Annotated in this window: 14 protein-coding genes; 8 read left to right on the forward strand and 6 right to left on the reverse strand. The window is 65.1% G+C overall.

Translation table 11 applies throughout. The features are described 5' to 3' along the window. The first annotated feature begins 27 nt into the window (after nt 1-27). The 4 genes from ACU5AX_RS13295 to ACU5AX_RS13310 all read left to right on the forward strand — a co-directional run bounded on the left by ACU5AX_RS13295 (nt 28) and on the right by ACU5AX_RS13310 (nt 3493). Entirely contained in the window at nt 28-1323 is a 1296-nt protein-coding gene (locus tag ACU5AX_RS13295) for an MFS transporter (RefSeq protein WP_446691317.1), read from the forward strand. Between the two features lie 38 nt (nt 1324-1361). Beyond that, nucleotides 1362-2402: an MBL fold metallo-hydrolase gene (locus ACU5AX_RS13300; RefSeq protein ID WP_446691318.1), complete on the forward strand. Its 1041-nt coding sequence runs from the start codon at nt 1362-1364 to the stop codon at nt 2400-2402. A 5-nt stretch (nt 2403-2407) separates the two neighbouring features. Beyond that, nucleotides 2408-2602 (forward strand): hypothetical protein, encoded by a 195-nt coding sequence (locus ACU5AX_RS13305; protein WP_446691319.1) that lies wholly within the window; start codon nt 2408-2410, stop codon nt 2600-2602. 162 nt (nt 2603-2764) lie between these two features. Next, nucleotides 2765-3493: a toll/interleukin-1 receptor domain-containing protein gene (locus tag ACU5AX_RS13310; protein ID WP_446691320.1), complete on the forward strand. Its 729-nt coding sequence runs from the start codon at nt 2765-2767 to the stop codon at nt 3491-3493. 160 nt (nt 3494-3653) lie between these two features. On the opposite strand, the gene ACU5AX_RS13315 is transcribed toward ACU5AX_RS13310, so the two are convergent. Then, nucleotides 3654-5324: a hypothetical protein gene (locus tag ACU5AX_RS13315; RefSeq protein ID WP_446691321.1), complete on the reverse strand. Its 1671-nt coding sequence runs from the start codon at nt 5322-5324 to the stop codon at nt 3654-3656. A 164-nt stretch (nt 5325-5488) separates the two neighbouring features. On the opposite strand from ACU5AX_RS13315, the gene ACU5AX_RS13320 reads away from it, so the two are divergent. Further along, on the forward strand, nt 5489-6790 hold the full coding sequence (locus ACU5AX_RS13320; RefSeq protein WP_446691322.1) for an Hsp70 family protein: 1302 nt from the start codon (nt 5489-5491) through the stop codon (nt 6788-6790). Nucleotides 6791-7027: 237 nt separating this feature from the next. Here the strand turns inward: ACU5AX_RS13320 and ACU5AX_RS13325 are convergent, their stop codons facing one another. The 4 genes from ACU5AX_RS13325 to ACU5AX_RS13340 form a co-directional block, all read right to left on the reverse strand. After that, nucleotides 7028-8479: a carbohydrate porin gene (locus tag ACU5AX_RS13325; RefSeq protein WP_446691323.1), complete on the reverse strand. Its 1452-nt coding sequence runs from the start codon at nt 8477-8479 to the stop codon at nt 7028-7030. A 68-nt stretch (nt 8480-8547) separates the two neighbouring features. Continuing rightward, complete coding sequence (gene dctA / locus ACU5AX_RS13330) at nt 8548-9867, reverse strand: C4-dicarboxylate transporter DctA (RefSeq protein ID WP_446691324.1); 1320 nt, start codon at nt 9865-9867, stop codon at nt 8548-8550. Between the two features lie 33 nt (nt 9868-9900). After that, nucleotides 9901-10956, reverse strand: coding sequence for a 4-oxalomesaconate tautomerase (locus tag ACU5AX_RS13335; protein ID WP_446691325.1), 1056 nt, complete (start codon nt 10954-10956; stop codon nt 9901-9903). Beyond that, the gene (locus ACU5AX_RS13340; protein WP_446691326.1) at nt 10949-11620 is read right to left on the reverse strand and encodes a 4-carboxy-4-hydroxy-2-oxoadipate aldolase/oxaloacetate decarboxylase; all 672 of its coding nucleotides are present in this window, start codon (nt 11618-11620) and stop codon (nt 10949-10951) included. Before ACU5AX_RS13340 ends, ACU5AX_RS13335 begins: the two co-directional genes overlap by 8 nt. A gap of 107 nt (nt 11621-11727) precedes the next feature. Here ACU5AX_RS13340 and ACU5AX_RS13345 point away from each other — a divergent pair, with 107 nt between their 5' ends. The 3 genes from ACU5AX_RS13345 to ACU5AX_RS13355 are packed head-to-tail and all read left to right on the forward strand — an operon-like array spanning nt 11728 to nt 14924. Continuing rightward, nucleotides 11728-12975, forward strand: a complete 1248-nt coding sequence (locus ACU5AX_RS13345) for a LysR family transcriptional regulator (protein ID WP_446691327.1) — start codon at nt 11728-11730, stop codon at nt 12973-12975. 27 nt (nt 12976-13002) lie between these two features. Further along, nucleotides 13003-14025, forward strand: coding sequence for an amidohydrolase family protein (locus ACU5AX_RS13350; RefSeq protein WP_446691328.1), 1023 nt, complete (start codon nt 13003-13005; stop codon nt 14023-14025). Then, complete coding sequence (locus ACU5AX_RS13355) at nt 14025-14924, forward strand: amidohydrolase family protein (RefSeq protein ID WP_446691329.1); 900 nt, start codon at nt 14025-14027, stop codon at nt 14922-14924. The genes ACU5AX_RS13350 and ACU5AX_RS13355 overlap by 1 nt, the downstream gene beginning before the upstream one ends. 397 nt (nt 14925-15321) lie before the next feature. Here the strand turns inward: ACU5AX_RS13355 and ACU5AX_RS13360 are convergent, their stop codons facing one another. Continuing rightward, nucleotides 15322-17499 carry a xanthine dehydrogenase family protein molybdopterin-binding subunit gene (locus ACU5AX_RS13360; protein WP_446691339.1) on the reverse strand — a complete coding sequence of 726 codons (2178 nt, stop codon included), beginning with the start codon at nt 17497-17499 and terminating at the stop codon, nt 15322-15324. Nucleotides 17500-17798: the final 299 nt, after the last annotated feature.

Here is a 17798-nt window from a genome sequence, read left to right on the forward strand (position 1 = left end):
CGCGCCGGGGTATGAGAGGATTGGACGATGACGAGCCCCGATGCCTTCGAAGCGAGGGTGATGCGAAAGGTGACCTGGCGGCTGCTGCCGTTCCTGACCTTGTGCTATCTGCTGGCCTTCATCGATCGCGCGAATATCGGCATGGCGTCGCTGCAGATGAACGCGGACGTCGGCCTGAGCAGCAAGGTCTTCGGCTTCGGAGCCAGCCTGTTCTTCGTCGCCTACTTCCTGATGGAGGTGCCGAGCAATCTGATGCTGCAGCGGGTCGGCGCGCGGCTGTGGATCGCCCGGATCATGATCACTTGGGGACTGGTGTCGGCTGCCATGGCGTTCGTCTGGAACGTCGAGTCCTTCTACGTCATGCGCTTCCTGCTCGGCGCCGCGGAAGCCGGCTTCTTTCCGGGCGTCATCCTCTATCTCACCTATTGGATGCCGCCGCTCTACCGTGGACGGGCGCTCGCGCTGTTCGCAGTGGCGATCCCCTTATCGAGCTTTGTCGGATCGCCGCTCGGCGGCGTGCTTCTGTCGCTCGACGGCCTGGGCGGCCTTCATGGCTGGCAATGGCTATTTCTCTGCGAGGGGGTGCCGACTGTGGTGCTTGGCCTTGCCTGCCTTCGCGTGCTCACGGATCGACCGGCGCAGGCGGAGTGGCTCGATGCAGAGGAGCGGCATTGGCTCACCGCCGCGACCGCCGCCACGAACGACGGCAAGCCGATGGTGCATGGGTCGGCCTGGTCGCTGATCCGCACACCCGCCTTCTGGGCCATGGTGCTTGCCTGCTGCGGTGCTTCCGCGGCGGGCAGCGTGCTGGGGGTATGGCAGCCGCAGCTGCTTAAGTCCTTCGGGCTCACCAACGTGCAGACCGGCCTGGTGAACTCCATTCCCTATGGCATCGCGTCGGTCGCGATGATCCTTTGGGGGCGGCATTCGGATGCGACTGGAGAGCGACGCTGGCACACGGCACTGCCGCTGCTGCTCATCGCGGTCGGCGTGCTAGGGACGTTCATGCTCGCCGGCCTCGCGCCGACGGTGCTGCTGCTCACCTTCGTGCTCATGGGCGCCTACTGCTTCAAGGGGCCGTTTTGGAGCATGGCGTCGACCTGGCTGTCGACCGGCACCGCCGCCGCGGGGATCGCCGCCATCAACGCGACGTCCAATCTGATCGGTGGCGGGCTGATGGTGAACGTTTATGGCCTCATCCACGACCGAACGGGCAGCCACGTGCTCGCGCTGCTGCCACTCGCCTTCCTGACGGTGGGGAGCGCCGCCGCCGTGACGATCGTCGGACGACGGGCGCGGCCGCTACCGGTCGCTGCGGCGTGACCGCCCGCCCGTACCGAGCAACTTGCAGGAGAGCGATGATGAAGACCCAGCCTATGCTTCTTGCTGCCGCGGCTCTGATCGGAGCGCCGACGCTGGCGCAGGACCGAGCTTCCGTCTCACCCAACGGCGGCCGGCCCGAGATCCACAGCGTCGAGGAGATGCGGCGGATCGGCGGCTATACCGCATCGGGTGCGCGCGCCTACGCCGACCTCGCGGCGGAGGCCGGCGGCAAGATGTGGCCGGTCACGCTCTACTATCGTTGCCAAGCGATTCGCGAGCGGCGCCCGCTCAAGGCGCCCGCGCCCAAGCCAATCGAGGTCTTCGACCGGGTCTATTCGATCGGCACCGCCGAGAACAACATATGGGCGATCGACACCAACGAGGGCATCCTGCTGCTCGACGCGCTGACTAGTGAGGCGGACGCGCGCGACGTCATCGTCGCCAACATGAAGACGCTGGGCCTCGACCCGAAGCGGATCCGCATCATCCTCATCACGCACAATCACCTCGATCACTTCGGCGGGGCCGCCTATCTAAAGGCGCTGTCGGGCGCGCGGATCGGTATGAGCCGCGCCGACTGGACGGGCAAGCCGATGATGGGCAAGCTGCCGCCGAAGGGCCCGGACGACTTCTTCATCGAGGACGGGCAGGTGATCACGCTAGGCGGCCGGTCGGTCACTGCGCTGCTCACTCCGGGGCACACGCCAGGAACCGTCTCGTTGCTGTTCCCAGTCAGCGATCATGGCGTGCCGCACATGGCAGCCCTGTTCGGCGGCCAGGGTTCGCCGCGCGACGTGGCTTCGCTGATGACCTTCCGCCACTCGCTTGATCATTTCGCAGACTACACCGACCGCATGCAGGCGGACGTCGTGCTCTCGAACCACACCGTCGGCGACGACGGTCTCACGCGTGTCGCAGCGCTGCAGCGCCGGCGCGCCGGTGGACTCAACCCCTATGTCGTCGGCCGCGAGGGCGTCATACGCTACGACGCGGAATGGCGTGGATGCCTCAGCGCCGACATCGATCAGGCGATTGCGGGCGGTAAAGCCGTGGCCGCTTCCGGCAGGGTTGGGGCGTGATGAGCATGTGCACCCTGCCCGAGGAGATCGTGAAACATATCGTTACGCACTGCCCTGGTCGCACCGATGAGACGCTCCAGCCGCGCTTCGGGATCAGCTACAACACCTGGCGCAAGATCGTCGCTGGCGAACCAATTCGCGCGACGGTCGCCGCAAGGCTGATCGATCGGATTAAGGCGGAAGAAAAGCAGGTGCCATAGCAACAAGCGCCACATGCGATGAACGAATGACCGGATTCGGAGAGCTGTTCGAGCAGGGTGAACGTCGGGTTATGGGTCTTCGAAGAACACCACGGACCGGGGCTGTCTCATGCCGACGGATGAACGACTTGGCGGCTCCGAAGCTTCCGATATAAGCCGCTGATGGCAGCACCAATCCGGAAGAAGAGGTCGGTCGCACAGTCCTCCGGACAAACGAAGCGGCGCAACTCGGTCGCCGCGCCGAAGTCTTCCGGGCTCGAGACCGGAAAACCTGAGGTTCGCGTTTTCGTGTCCTACTCGCACCAAGACGAGAGGGCGGAGGAAAAGCTGTACACTCACCTTGCGACATGGCGGAACGACGGCGTAACGGTCTGGCACGATAAAAGGATCGAGTCAGGCGGAGAACTCGACACGGCGATTGCGAGAGAGCTACGGCGCGCCCACATATTCGTGGCACTGCTTAGTCCTGCGTACCTCGACAGCAACTACTGCTGGAACATCGAGTATAAGCGAGCGATGAGCCGGCGTGCTCGCGCGCTGATGCGTGTAGTTGCGGTCGTGGTGAAGCCGTGCAGCTGGAAACGGACCAGTGCAGCACGGTTCAAGCTGCTGCCAAAGGATGGCGTCCCTCCCGAGCGTTGGTCGAGCAGCGACGCTGCGTTCGTCAATGTTGCTGAGGGCATTGGTGAAGTCATCAAATTGGTTCGTCGCGAGCTAACAGCACAGCCCGTCGCTCGGTCTCGAGCTGCGCCTAAAGCTAAAATCAAGCCGAAGCCGAAGCCAAAGTCTCCTGCTGCCACGACGGCTCGCTCCAGCAAGGCACGCGCGACCTCAGCCTCCAAGTCCGCGAAGTCGCGAGCATCGTCGCGGAAACGACCAACGAGGGGCTGAAGTCCCACCGATAATCGCCAAAGTGACGGCGGTTGCGACCTAGCCGGAAGGAACGTGGAAGCTGAATGGATGACCGCTTTGTGGAACCGCTGAGGATGCCGTGAACGTCCGCTTCTGGGTCAGAATAACGGCTGAAGGCGTGAGCCTTGCGAGCCGATTGCTAGACGGATCCTGGCCCGAGCGGCTTGTCAGTTGGACGTGCCCGGAAGGGATCAAAGCCTATCGGTATCGAGGCATTGACCGGTCCAGGTAGGATACGCCCGACCTTCTTCGTTGCCACAATGACCTCCGGCGTATCGCGTACCGCCTGCGAAACCGGCTTCATAAGTCGATCCAGCGGGGTGAGGACGATGTCGGGAGCGGTCGGTTGCACAAACCGCAGCGCCCAATCGCGCGTCAACGGATCTGCAAGACGCGATAGGACTAGAGCTCGTGCCCTCCCAGCTTCGCCTCGACAGATGTAGAGGTTCATCGCAGGTTCGGGCAGCAGCGCCTCTGCCAACGCGACGTCTGCCATCGCTCGCTGAGCCTCCCCCTCTTGGCCGAGATGGTGCAGAGCACAGGCGCGCCAGGCCTGCACCTGCAACGATGCCGATTTATTGACGCTAGGGCCAAGGGTCTTTGCCCGCGCGAGAAAAGCATCTGCGCGTCTCATGACGTCAGGCCAGTCGGCCTGCGCCGATGCCAGCGTCAGATACGCTCCGTCGATGTTGAGGGCGTTGCCTTGATCATTTGCTGGCATCGCGGCTGCCACCTTCGCCAGCAGCGCGCGCGCTTCTGCCTGGCGTCCTTGAAGGGCCAGCGCCCGCGCTACGACCGGAGCAAGGAACTCCGCCTCCTCTTGCTGCTCTCCGCCAGGCCGTACCCGATCGAACATCGGCAGGAACAGCGCGATGATCACGGAATGGGCCTGTAGGGACGATAGGCGCCTCGCGTAGGGAACAGCCGTCTCGAAGCTATTGCCCGCCTGCCAGTCGGCACGCAGTTCCTCCAGATAGCGACGGCTTTGCGCCGTGAGATCAGAGCCGGCCCATTCAGCGATACGCGGCCACAACACCGCGTACCGCTGGTCGACATATAAGGTAAGCAGGTGAAGCGGGTCGCTGATCGCCGTTACCGACAGCATTGCGGCATCCACCTGGTTCTCGCGCACCGCCTCGCGGGTCCGGGCCAACGCCCCGTTCGACCTCTCGGACGCAAGTCCGGTGCTGAAACCGATTTCGGCCATTCTTACACTGAGCCGGTCCGCGCGAATGCGGTCGCCAATGTCAGTCAGACGGCCGATCAGCGCCATGATCATGTAGCGATCGGACATGCGTGCGAACTCTGGCGAGAGGCGGCTGGCGTCTATCCAGAGATCGGCGGCGCGCTGAGGTGAGCCGGAAAAGGTGAAAATGCCGGCAGCCACCAGCTTGGGTCGCGGATCGTCGGGAAGCAGGCGAAGAGCCTCCTCTATCGCGGTCACCGCCGGCCCGGCATCCTGCCGGTTCGCCAGCACACCCGCGCGGACGGTCTGCACCATGCCTCGCAGTGGCGTCGGCCGCGGGAGCTTGGTGAGGAGCACATCCAGCCGCGCTAGATCGGGCGTTCGACTGGATACGGCCGAGGCGACCTCTGCCATCACAGCGCGGTCACCTTCATCAGTGGTCATCGCGAGTGGGTCAGACACCTGCGCCGAACCCGGAACTGCGCTAGCCAGCAACAGCGTCGCCATGGCCCAATAACCCATATGTGGCTCCCCCTCCGACGCTTCAACCTGTGTCGTACGCACCAATATGTTACCTGCGAAGCCGTCGTTCTCTACCCCGATCATCGAGAGGCGGTCGAGCACGTTCCGTCATCGTCTCTCTGGCAGTGGCAATCGGCCGCGATCAGGCTATCGCTCAGGTTTCTCCGCGCTGGCGAGCTCTGCCGGTCAGTATCGTTTGCTGTCCGCCGTCGCGCAGCTAAGAGCCGCATCCCGCCAGCGGCGGGTGATTGCAGCAGGAGCAGATCGTGAGCGCCAAGAATGGAACGGTCGCCCTTGGACTGGATCTCGGCACGACGAATACGGTCGTGGCTTTGTCTGACGGTCATGGGCAGTCGAACTTGATCGAGTTCCAGGGTGACTCCGCGGCCGGGCCTGTGTTCCGTTCCGCGTTGTGCTTCTGGGAAGAGGAGCATGGCTGGAACGGCGTCGCGCATGAGGCGGGGCCATGGGCAATTAGTGAATACCTTCAGTCTCCGCTCGACAGCCGCTTCGTGCAGTCGTTCAAGACCGTGGCGGCGAGCGCGCAGTTCGAGCGCGCTCTGATCTTCAATCGGCCCTTCCGATTCGAGGACATGGGCCGGTTGTTTCTTCAGAAGCTGGTGGCACATGCCGGAGGCCAGCTCGACGATCGACCCGCGCGTGTCGTCGTGGGGCGACCCGTCGAGTATGCGGGCACCCGTCCAGATCCTACGCTGGCCCGGCAACGCTATGATCTCATGCTTGGTGAATTCGGGACCGAGCTTCTCTACGTCTATGAGCCTCTGGGAGCCGCATTCAGCTACGCCGAGCGACTGACCGAGCCCGCGACGATCCTTGTGGCGGATTTCGGCGGTGGCACCACGGATTTCTCGCTGGTGCGCATCGATGAGCCGAGAGCGGGACGGCGCTGCATGCCGCTTGCGTCATCAGGCATCGGCATCGCTGGCGATCGGTTCGACCGGCGGATCATGGACCGGCTCGTGCTGCCGTTCCTGGGGAAGGGCGGACAGTATCGCTCAATGGGAAAGGTGCTCGAGATTCCGGGAGGCTATTTCACGCAGTTTGCCGACTGGTCGCATCTGGCTCTGATGCGGAACCGGCGAACCCTGGAGGAGCTGCGGCGCCTTCAGCGAGATGCACTCGACCCCGATGCGATCGGGCGGATGATCTCGCTGATCGAGAATGAACAGGGCTTCCCGCTTTACGACGCCGTGGGGCAGCTCAAGCGGGCGCTTTCCGGCTCGCAGCACGCGGAATTCCGGTTCGATGGCGACGGGGTTCGTATCGAGGCGGAGGTGTGCCGGGCAGATTTCGAAACGTGGATCGCGGGTGATCTACATCGGATCGAGGCCGCGTTGGACGCTGCGCTCGTTCGGGCGCAAGTCGAGGCGGAGGACATCGACCGGATATTCCTGACCGGCGGATCGTCCTTAATTCCCGCGATCCGTGCGATCTTCGAACGCCGGTTCGAGCCTCAGCGGATCGCAACGGGTGGCGAGCTGACTTCGATCGCGCACGGGCTCGCCTTAATCGGCGATCAAGCCAATGCGGCAGACTGGGCGGCGTAGCTGCCTGAACCTCGCATATTGAACGCCAAGGCAGCCGACATTTCGGCCGCTCACTAAAAATGGTTGGATGTGCAATTCTAGGATGCAGCAGCGAGCTGCACAACGGCGGGTTCTGAGTCAACGTGTAGCCGCCTTCTGGCCGCGTTGCGCAGAATGTCAGAAGCTCTGGGATCATCGCCGATATCTGGGAGCTGACCTCGTATGCCGAGCTGCGCCATACGAATACGGTGATGTCGTTCATCCACCGAACAGCTGCGCCAATTTCACGTCTACGCGCAGGCCGAGCACGATGGCGCTCGGAATGTTGGTCTTGCGCTTCGTCGCATAGATCGGATCGGGATTGATGACATATTGTACGTTGGGGAGGATCCGTAGACCGGGCAGGGCGGCCCAGCCGTAGTTGATCTCGCCGACGATCTCGTCGTGGTGCGGCGCGCCGTTGCCGCCCGCCTTGGCGCGCAGGTCGCGCAGATAGTCGATCTGCTGATCGCTGAAATGGGTGTTGGAGACGATGAACCCGATCGTGTCATTGTCCTGGCCCCTGAACGTCCCGGTCTTGACGAATCCGGCGGAGGCGAACCAGTCGAGCTGCTGGATGTTGCCGACGTTCCAATAGCCGCGCGCGAACAGCGCCAGGTTGCGCTTGCTCGCGCCGGGCGCGCGCGCGACCGTCTGGTCGACCATCGCGTAGAGGCCGACGCGGTTGCCGCCGAGCGCGACGCGCGGCAGGCCCGTCAGTGCCGACGATCCGCCGTTGCGATCATAATAGAGGCTGCTGCCGCCGTCGGTGTTGAGATAGACGCCGAGCTTGTAGCGGCGCGGCAGCCGTTCCTGCGCGAACGTCGTTTCATAGCCCGCTTCCCCGGCGACCAGCACGCCGGTGCCCTTGCCGAGGGAGAAGTCGAGGCCGCCCTTGCCGGTGGCGTTCAGCGCATTGTTGTATTCGAACACGCCAATCTGGACGTAGCGCCGCTTATCGAGCGCATAGCGCGCTTTTACGGCCCAGGAGGAATTTGGAAAGGCGGTGATGCCGATGTCGCTGATCCCGCCATAAGCGGTAAGGCAGCTGGTGTTGGTCATGAACACGCAGTTGAGCGGCGAATTGTTGAAATAGCTGTTCACCGCCGCACGGCCGACCACCAGGTTGAGCTTGCCGAAATCATGCTCGATGTTGAGCTGCGTCAGCCGCGGGCCCGACACCGGCCGCCAGGTCTGCTGGAAGCTGATCGAATTGCCGATCACGTCGCGACCGAGGCTCTCGCCGGTGAACCATGCGCCTTGCACGTGGACGCGCGTGCCGGACCAGCCGATCAGCTTGTCCAGATCGAGGTCGACACCGCCGCTAACCCAGTGCGACTCGCGCACACCCTGACGGACGCCGCCGACCGGGTTGCCTGCAACGTTGTCGACCACATCGAGCGCGAGCGTGACGCCGTCCGCCTTAAGGCTGCGGAGCGTCTCGCCGATCGCATTGTCGCGCTGCCAGCGGGTAAAGCCAAGCGGAGCGGCGCTCTGTTCGGCGGGCGTCGCCTCGGTTCGCCCGGATGAGAAGGCAGTGGCGGGATCACGCACCGTCTCGCGCTCGCCTTCGCCGGTCAGGGGAGGGGCGCTGGTCGTCGGTGGCAGCGGGGCGGACCGTTGCGGTGCAACCGCCTGGGCGGCGAGCAGGAGCGCGAGAGTGGCGGACATAGGTCTCTCCTTCGCCGGCTGCGGTTTCGCGCCGCCGGGTCATGTCGTTGGCGTAGGCAGGGCGGGGGTCAGGCGGCGGCGACGCTCCATCGCCGGCGCGCCGCATCGGTGCCGACCGCGGCGGCAAGCGTGCGCTCGTCGAGCTTGCCTTCCCATTTGGCGATGACGATGGTCGCGACGGTGTTGCCGACCAGGTTCACGAAGGTCAGTCCTTCGGCTAGGATGCGGTGGATGCCCAGGATCAGCGCGATGCTCGCCACCGGGATCGTGCCGGTCGTGTTGAGCGTCGCCGCCAGCACGACGAACGCCGCGCCCGCGATCCCCGCCGCGCCCTTCGACGTAAGCAGCAGCACCGCGATCAGCCCAAGTTCGTGCCAGATCGTCAGCGGCGTATTGGTCGCCTGCGCGAGGAACACCGCAACCGTGGTCAGGTACAGGCAGGTGCCATCGAGATTGAACGAATAGCCCGCGGGAATGACGAAGCCGACGACGCTCTCCTCGCAGCCGAGCTTGCGCAGCTTCTGGATCAGCCGCGGCAGCACCGTCTCGGTCGAGGTGGTGGCGGCGACGATGACGATCTCGTCCCAGATATAGCCGAGCAGCCGCCACAGGCTGACGCCGCAATACCAGGCGACCCCGCCCAGCACCGTCGCGGTGAACACGCCGCAGACCACGAAGAATTCGACGATCAGCTCGCCAAGCGACAGCAGCGAGGCGGTGCCGAACTGGCCGACGGTGAAGGCGATCGCCCCGAAGGCACCGAGCGGCGCGAAATACATGATATAGCCGATGATGCGGAAGAAGCCCTGTGACGCGCTCTCGATCACGTCGAGTACCGGCTTGGCACGTTCGCCGATCGAGGCGATGGCGATGCCGAACAACACTGAGACGAAGAGCACCTGCAGCACGTGCCCTTCGGTCAGCGCGCCGGCGAAGGTGGTCGGGATGATCGCCATCAGATAGCCGGTCACCGACTGGTCATGCGCCGAGGCGACGTAGCTTTTGATCGATGCGGTATCGATCGCGGCGGCGTTGATGTTCATGCCGACGCCCGGCCGCCACAGATCGACGGCGACAAGGCCGAAGATCAGCGCGAGAATGGTGATCGCCTCGAAATAGAGGATCGATTTGAGCGCAACCCGGCCGACCGCGGTCATGTCGTTCATCCCCGCGACGCCGTGCACCACGGTGACGAAGATGATTGGCCCGATCATCATGCGGATCAGCTTGATGAAGGCGTCGCCGAAAGGCTTCATCGCCACGGCGGTGCCGGGAGCGAAATGGCCGAGCAGAATGCCGATCAGCGTGCCGACAAGCACCTGAAACCACAATTGCCCGGCGATGCCGAAGCGGCGCGCCTTCTTCTCCGTCTCTCCTATCGTCGTCATGATCGTTGTGCTTTTCTCTGCTTGGGACGACGGTCAGGCAAAGAGCGTGCCGTCGAACAGTTTGCGCGCGGTGCGGATCATCCCGGCGCCGACGACCGCGCCATCGGCGTCGGTCTCGATCACGCAGGGGGTGATGCCGCTCGGATGCTCGACGCCGAGCGTCTTGGTCGCGCCAGCCGCGACGGTCGCCAGCGCCGCGGCGGGGCTGCCGCCGATCAGGCAGGCGGTGGCGACGCTGACCGCGCCGAGCACGCCGATCGAGGCGTGACAGCGATGCGGGATGAACGAGCGGACACAGATCGCACCGCCGGCGCGCGGCGCAGCAACCAGCATCATCTTCGGCACCGACTGGTCGGTGACGTCGCCGAGGTTCATCAGCGGCCCGGCGGCAAGACGGATCGCCTCGATCCGCGCCTTCAGGCCGGCGTCTGCGTCGAGCGTGTCGCGATCCTCATAGCCGGTGATGCCGACATCGGTGGCGCGCAGCACGACGCAGGGCATGCCATTGTCGATCAGCGTCGCCTCGACGCCCTCGATCACGTCGACCCGGTGGCCGGTCGGCAAAAGCGCGCCGCAGCTCGAACCAGCGATGTCGGCGAAGGACAGCGGCACCGGCGCGGCGGTGCCGGGGACGCCGTCGATCGCGGTGTCGCCTGCATAAGTGACGACGCCGCCGGGCGTCTGCACGATCGCGGTCGCGGCCTTGCCGGTGTTGACCATATGGATCGCGACATGCGTTTCGCCATCGGCCGCGGCGACGAGGCCGCGCTCGATCGCGAACGGACCGACGCCGGCGAGCATGTTGCCGCAATTCTGCTGGTCGGTGACGATCGCCGCGTCGACGAACACCTGGAGGAACAAATAGTCGACGTCGACCCCGTGCCGGTTCGACCGCGCGACGATCGCCACTTTCGAAGTGAGCGGGTCGGCGCCGCCCATGCCGTCGATCTGGCGTGGATCGGGCGAGCCGAAGGCGCGCAGAAGGAAGGCGTCGCGCGCGTCCACGTCGGTGGGCAGATCGTCGGCGAGGAAGAAGCCGCCCTTCGACGTGCCACCGCGCATCCACATCGCGGGGATGCCGTCACTCATAGCGGAGGCCCTTGTCGGTGAGCGCATCGCGCATCGCATAGATGTCGAGCCCGAGTTCGCCCGCGGCGAGCCGGGTGCGTTTGGCCTCCTCGTTTGCCTCGCGCGCCTGCGCCTGCGCGAGGACCGCGGCGGCGTCCTCGCGGCGGACGACGCAGACGCCGTCGTCGTCGGCGATGATTACGTCGCCCGCCCGCACCAGTTCGCCGGCGCAGACCAGGTCGATGTTGACCGAGCCAAGTGTCGCTTTGACCGTCCCTTGGGCGCTGATCGCGCGCGACCAGACGGGGAAGCCCATGGCGGTAAGGTCGCGGACGTCGCGTACGCCGGCGTCGATGACCAGCCCGCGGCAGCCGCGCGCCATCGCCGACGTCGCGAGCAGGTCGCCGAAGTAGCCATCCTCGCACGGGCTGGTGGGGGCGACCACCAGCACGTCGCCGTCGCGCAGCTGTTCGATCGCGACATGCATCATCCAATTGTCGCCCGGCGGCACCGACACGGTGACCGCGGAGCCCGCGATGCGGGCGCCGGCATAGATCGGACGCAGGCGGCTGCCGAGCAGGCCGATCCGGCCCTGCGCTTCGTGCACGGTCGCGACGCCCGCGCCGGCCAGGCCGGCGATCGTCGCGGCATCCGCGCGTTCGATATGTGTGACGACCTTCGCCATGCGCATCCTCGATCCCGTGAAACTTTGTCGTGGCTTAGAAGGGATATCGCCACCGGCGGACAACACGGATTTGCGCACGGGACATAAGCTGGTGCTAAGTGTGCGCCATGGCAGAGCCGCTCGCCTTCAACCTTCGCCATCTCGACGCGGTCGCCGCCGCGGCGCGGCTCGGCGGGATCAGCGCCGCGTCGCAGGCGCTCAATCTATCGCAGCCGGCATTGACCCAGGCGATCGCCAAGACGGAGGCACGGCTCGACCAGTCGCTGTTCGACCGCCAGCCCGGCGGTGCGGTGCCGACCGAGGCGGGGCGGCGGCTCGCCTTCCGCATCGACCGGGCGCTTGGCTATCTGACGCGTGGCGGGCAGAGCGTGCGGCGCGGTGCGCGGCTGCCGCCATTGCCGCATATCGAGCGGCGCGTGACGCTGGGCCAGTTGCGCGCGCTGATCGCGGTCGATGAGGCGGGCAGCTTCGCGCTCGCGGCTATGCGTACGGGTCTGTCGCAGCCGGCGCTGCACCGCGCTGCCCGTGATCTGGAGCAGCAGCTCGGCGTGCCGCTGCTGATGCGCCAGGGCCGGACCGTGCAGCCGACGGCCGCTGCCGGCCGCTTCCTGCGCTTCGCGCGCCTCGCCCGCGCCGAATTGCAGGCGGGGCTGGACGAGATCGCGGCCTTGCGCTCGGCGGGGGCGGGGCGGATCGTCGTTGGCACGATGCCGCTGGCGCGCGCGGTGCTGCTGCCGCAGGCGCTCGCCCGCTTCGCGCGCGCGCATCCGGGCGCGTCGGTCGAGGTGGTCGAGGCGCCGTATCTCGAGCTGCTCGCCCGGCTGCGCGAGGGCGAGATGGACCTGCTGGTCGGCGCGATGCGCGACCCTGTGCCGGTCGGCGACGTGGTGCAGAAGCCGCTCTACACGGACGATCCGGTGATCGTCGCGCGCGCCGGCCATCCGCTTGCCGGCACCGATCCACCCTTCGCCGCGCTACAGGACTATCCCTGGGTGATCGCCGCGGCGGGAACGCCGACCCGGCGGCGCTGGGAGCAGATGTTCACTGACCATGGCCTGACGCCGCCGCGGCTGCGCATCGAGTGCGGGTCGGTGCTGGTGATCCGCGGATTGATGCTCGAGGACGACTGGCTGACCCTGATGGCGCGCGACCAATTCCTGTTCGAACGCCGTGCCGGTTTGCTCGTCGAGATTCCCGGCGCGGGCACCGCGCTCCGCCGGCAGATCGGGCTTACCATGCGCGGCGACTGGCACCCGACCGCATTGCAGGCGGCGTTCGTCGCCACGATCCGCGCCACCTGCGCCGACTGGACTTCCGGAAAAGCAATGGCGCGTCAGCCGTTCCGATATGCCTAACCGGCCGGGCGACATTAGCTGTCGGCCATGATCATCGACTGTCACGGCCATTACACGACCGCGCCCGCGGCCCACACAGAATGGCGGGAGGCGCAGAAGGCGGCCTTCAAGGCGGGGGGCGCCATCGATCCGGCCTACCCTGCCATCTCCGACGACGCGATCCGCGAGACGATCGAGGCAAACCAGCTGCGCCTGCTGCGCGAGCGCGGCGCTGACATGACGATCTTCTCGCCGCGCGCGTCGGCGATGGCGCCGCATATCGGCGACGCCGCGGTCAACCGCATCTGGGCGCAACGCTCCAACGACCTTATCAAGCGTGTCGTCGACCTCTTTCCCGACACGTTTATCGGCGTCTGCCAGTTGCCGCAGACTGCGGACCTCTCGATCAACCAGTCAATCGCCGAACTCGAACGCTGCGTCACCGAACTCGGCTTCGTCGGCTGCAACCTCAACCCCGATCCGTCGGGCGGCCGGTTCTCAGCGCCGCCGCTCTATGACCGCGCCTGGTATCCCTTTTTCGAGAAGATGGTCGAACTCGACGTGCCCGCGATGATCCATGTCTCGGGCAGCTGCAATCCGGCCATGCATGCGACCGGCGCCTATTACATTGCGGCCGACACGATCGCGTTCATGCAGTTCATCGAGGGCGACCTGTTCCGCGACTTTCCGACCTTGCGCTTCATCATCCCGCACGGTGGCGGCGCGGTGCCCTATCACTGGGGGCGCTATCGCGGGCTCGCCGACATGCTGAAGCGGCCGCCGCTCTCCGAGCATGTCATGCGCAACGTCTATTTCGACACCTGCGTCTATCACCAGCCTGGGATCGACCTGCTGTTTAGGGTCATCGCCGTCGACAACATCCTGTTCGGGTCGGAGATGGTCGGCGCGGTGCGCGGCATCGACCCGGAGACGGGCCAGTATTTCGACGATACCAAACGCTATATCGACGCACTCGCCATATCGGACGCTGACAAACACAAGGTGTTCGAGGCGAATGCTCGCCGCGTCTACCCGCGGCTCGATACGCAACTGACGGCGCGGGGGCTGTAATGGCGGATTTCACCCCCGATCCCGGCTGGCTGTGCTGGGATCCCGCGCCGAGCAAGCCGCGCTTCGTACCGCCACCGGGCGCGGTCGACGCGCATTGCCACGTGTTCGGACCGGGCGCGGTCTTTCCTTATGCGCCCGAGCGGAAATACACGCCGTGCGACGCCGGCAAGGAACAGCTGTTCGCGCTGCGGGATCATCTCGGCTTCGCGCGCAACGTCATCGTCCAGGCGACCTGCCACGGCGCCGACAATCGCGCGCTGGTCGATGCCTTGCGCAACGCCGACGGCCGCGCGCGCGGCGTCGCGACGGTGCGCGAGACGGTGGATGATGCCGAACTCGCCGAACTTGATGCGGCCGGCGTGCGGGGCGTGCGCTTCAACTTCGTCCGCCGCCTCGCAGATCCCAAGCCCGACGCTTATTACCGGGCGATCATCGACCGCATCGCACCGCTCGGCTGGCACGTCGTGCTGTATTTCGAGGCGGCCGATCTGGAAGAACGCTGGGACTTCTTCACCAGCCTGCCGACGACGGTGGTCGTCGATCACATGGGGCGCCCGGACGTCACCCAACCCGTCGATGGTCCGGCGTTCGCCCGCTTCCTCCGCCTGATGGAGGAACATCCGAACGTCGTCAGCAAGGTGACCTGCCCGGAACGCCTGTCGAAGATCGGGCCGCCGACCTATGCCGATGTCGTGCCGTTCGTCCGGACGTTGGTGGAACGGTTCCCCGACCGTGTGCTGTGGGGAACCGATTGGCCGCACCCCAACATGACGAGCCACGTGCCTGACGATGGAACGCTGGTCGATATGGTGCCACTGATCGCGCCGACCCCGGCGCTGCAGCAACGCCTCCTCGTCGATAATCCGAGTCGCCTATATTGGGGTAGCGACCAAATTTAAAAACAAGCGACGTTCTAACACAAATGCTTTTCGATAACTTAACCGAGATCGGCCGCATTAAAAAAGGTCCGGTCACCTCCGGGCGATCAGTGAAGTTCTGCGGACTTGGCGGCGAGCACGCGGCTAACATTGGTAGTGACGGCTGTCAGTGATTCTCGACCGCAGGATGCGACAGGTCGCAACACTGACATAATGCCATATTTTTGCTGGCCTGCCGTCGACGCAATTGTTTCTGCTGAAAGGCCAAAGGCCGCGTGGCGACTGCAGTTTGAAATGGGCAAGCGACCGCTTTCGAGGAAATACGAAGTGCTTCTGAATGGCTAGTTTTGGGTCATCGCATTGAGGGGCAGGGTTTAGTCGACAGTACGATCTTGCGGATAGAGCTCAATTCGCTTGCTTAATCTAATATCGCCTCAGGTCGGATCGGCAGGTCGCGGACGCGCACTCCGGTCGCGTTGAAGACGGCGTTGGCCACGGCCGCAGCTACCCCGATGATGCCAATCTCGCCGAGGCCCTTGATCCCCTCGGCATTCACTGCGGCGTCTTCATCGGCCACCATGACCGCCGTCTGTTCGGCAAGATCGGCAGCGGTGGGGACGAGATACTCGGCGAGATCACGGTTCATGTAGACGCCCGTGCGCGGGTCCAGCTCAGTCTTCTCTAGCAGCGCCGAACTCAGGCCCCAGGCCATGCCGCCAAGATACTGGCTGCGCGCGGTCAAGGGATTGAGCACGCGCCCCGCCGCAAAGGCCCCGACGTGACGCGGCACACGTATCTCGCCGGTCAAGGCATGGACACGAACCTCGACCATATGCGCCCCAAAGGCCCAGGCCAACCCGTCCTCAAGTAAAGTCAGGAGCTTGATATGGCCGGCGCGCAGCGCCTCCAAGGCATCGGGCTTCGCACCTGCTGGCAGATAGTCGAGATGGACCTGTCGCGGGCCCTCAGGCTTGCGGAGCAGTGCCGCACATGCGTCAGCCAGAGCGTTCGCCAGGCTGGTGGTGGTAGCCGAGCCTCCTGATATTCCGGCCGCTGGCAGTGCGGTATCCCCAAGCACGACCGTGACGCGGTCTATCGGGACGTCGAGACGCTCAGACGCGATCGTCGCCAGCAGCGTATACAGGCCGTTGCCTATCTCGTGGTGCGCGGTTTCCACCCGGACATTGCCATCACCATCCTGCGCGACCCGGATCGACACCGGACCGATCTTCACCGGTCGCGCAGCGGCTGCGCAACCATAGCCGATCCACCAACCGTCGCGCAGCGTCGCTCGTGGCCTGGACACACGCTCGGACCAGCCGAATGCGGTCGCTGCCGCGTCGAAGCAGCGCATCAGCGGCCGTGTCGTGAATGCCTTGCCAGTGACAGGATCAGTAGCCGTATCGTTGCGACGTCGCAGCTCGATGGGATCCATCTCCAGCACATGGGCCAGCTCGTCCATCGCGCTTTCCAGAGCGAACAGGAAGGGCACCTCAGGCGGGGCGCGCATCGGGCCCGGCGTATTCCGGTCCACCCGTCCAAGCCGCTCCTCGGCTTTCACTGCCTCTGCCGCATAGAGGGCGGTGGACACATCCGTACCTTCCATCGCGAAGTCGTCGAAGCGCGAACTGACCGTTGCTGCCTCATGCCCGAGACCTAGCAAGCGGCCATCGGCTGTCGCGCCCAAGCGAATGCGGTGCTGCGTTTCTGTGCGGTGGTTGGCAACCGTGAACTGATCGCGACGGCTGACCACAAGCCTGACGGGCCGGTTGAGCCGGCGCGCCGCGAGAGCGCAAATCGCGGTGTGCTGCGACAAAGCCAGCTTCGAACCAAAATGGCCACCGATGAAGCGGGCGACGACGCGCACCTGTTCAGGTGCGATGCCAAGCTGTGCGGCAAGGCCATGCTGCGCCGCGCCAAGATAGCGGGTTGGCTCATACACAGTGAGCTGGTCTCCGTCCCACCGACACGTCGTGCTTGGCAGTTCGATCGGATTATGGTGCTGGATCGGGGTCGTGTAGCGTGCTTCCACACGGACATCCGCGCTGGCCAATGCGGTATCGAGATCGCCCTTTGTGCGGTCATGGTGCTCGGCGCTGACTTCCCCCAACCGTTCGGTCGTACAGCGCGGATCGGCTAGTGACGCGACCGGTGACTGCCCGGCATAGCCGATGCGAAGAGCGGCCGCGGCCGCAATGGCGACTTCCGCCGTCTCCGCCACGACCATGGCAACGATCTGGCCGGCATAACGGATTTCGGGCGATGCGAGTGGGAGCCAGCTGCTGTTCGCATAGCCGCCCTCCATCAAATGGCCGGTGGGCCCTATCGCGTCGCCGACGTCCTCGTGTGTCAGGATCAGGAGCACACCGGGCATGGCTGCCGCTTCGTTGCGCGTGATCGACGTCACCCGGCCGCAGGCAATGGCACTTACTGCGAGGGCAGCATGCGCCATGCCAGGTAGCGATACATCGCCCGGGTACTCGGCAAGACCGCAGACCTTTTCCGGCCCGTCGATGCGAGTATGCGGCTTACCGATCTCGGCGATACCGGAAGCGCTCCGTTGCCTAATGCCGGACGTAGCCGCCGCGCTGTGTATTCTAGCTGCCATCTCAGCACCTCATCTGGCCTGAGGCTTCAACGTGCAGGAGCACACGGACGCTCCGCGCATCGACGAGATGGCGGTGTCCCCGCGTTATTGCGATGGATCTGCGCGCATCCGCGCCGATGAACGAGTGTCTGGATTTGGGAAACGGGTGGCGGGGGTGAATGACCGTGTGTGGACGCCCCGTCGGATACAAGGGGGTGTTCGGAAGATTTGATCGCGCGGGTTCAGGTGCTTCCGTGTGTCCGGCCTGTTGATGCAGCCATCATCACGGCTGCTGGCCCGTATGGGGA

Source organism: Sphingomonas benefaciens (genome assembly GCF_052907485.1).

What these genes read in the sequence shown, in the direction of transcription:
- ACU5AX_RS13305 (WP_446691319.1), top strand. Translation starts at nt 2,408, where the DNA reads ATGTGCACCCTGCCCGAGGAGATCGTGAAACATATCGTTACGCACTGC.
- ACU5AX_RS13345 (WP_446691327.1), top strand. Translation starts at nt 11,728, where the DNA reads ATGGCAGAGCCGCTCGCCTTCAACCTTCGCCATCTCGACGCGGTCGCC.
- ACU5AX_RS13295 (WP_446691317.1), top strand. Translation starts at nt 28, where the DNA reads ATGACGAGCCCCGATGCCTTCGAAGCGAGGGTGATGCGAAAGGTGACC.
- ACU5AX_RS13310 (WP_446691320.1), top strand. Translation starts at nt 2,765, where the DNA reads ATGGCAGCACCAATCCGGAAGAAGAGGTCGGTCGCACAGTCCTCCGGA.
- ACU5AX_RS13335 (WP_446691325.1), bottom strand. Translation starts at nt 10,956, where the DNA reads ATGAGTGACGGCATCCCCGCGATGTGGATGCGCGGTGGCACGTCGAAG.
- ACU5AX_RS13340 (WP_446691326.1), bottom strand. Translation starts at nt 11,620, where the DNA reads ATGGCGAAGGTCGTCACACATATCGAACGCGCGGATGCCGCGACGATC.
- ACU5AX_RS13325 (WP_446691323.1), bottom strand. Translation starts at nt 8,479, where the DNA reads ATGTCCGCCACTCTCGCGCTCCTGCTCGCCGCCCAGGCGGTTGCACCG.
- ACU5AX_RS13350 (WP_446691328.1), top strand. Translation starts at nt 13,003, where the DNA reads ATGATCATCGACTGTCACGGCCATTACACGACCGCGCCCGCGGCCCAC.
- dctA (WP_446691324.1), bottom strand. Translation starts at nt 9,867, where the DNA reads ATGACGACGATAGGAGAGACGGAGAAGAAGGCGCGCCGCTTCGGCATC.
- ACU5AX_RS13300 (WP_446691318.1), top strand. Translation starts at nt 1,362, where the DNA reads ATGAAGACCCAGCCTATGCTTCTTGCTGCCGCGGCTCTGATCGGAGCG.
- ACU5AX_RS13355 (WP_446691329.1), top strand. Translation starts at nt 14,025, where the DNA reads ATGGCGGATTTCACCCCCGATCCCGGCTGGCTGTGCTGGGATCCCGCG.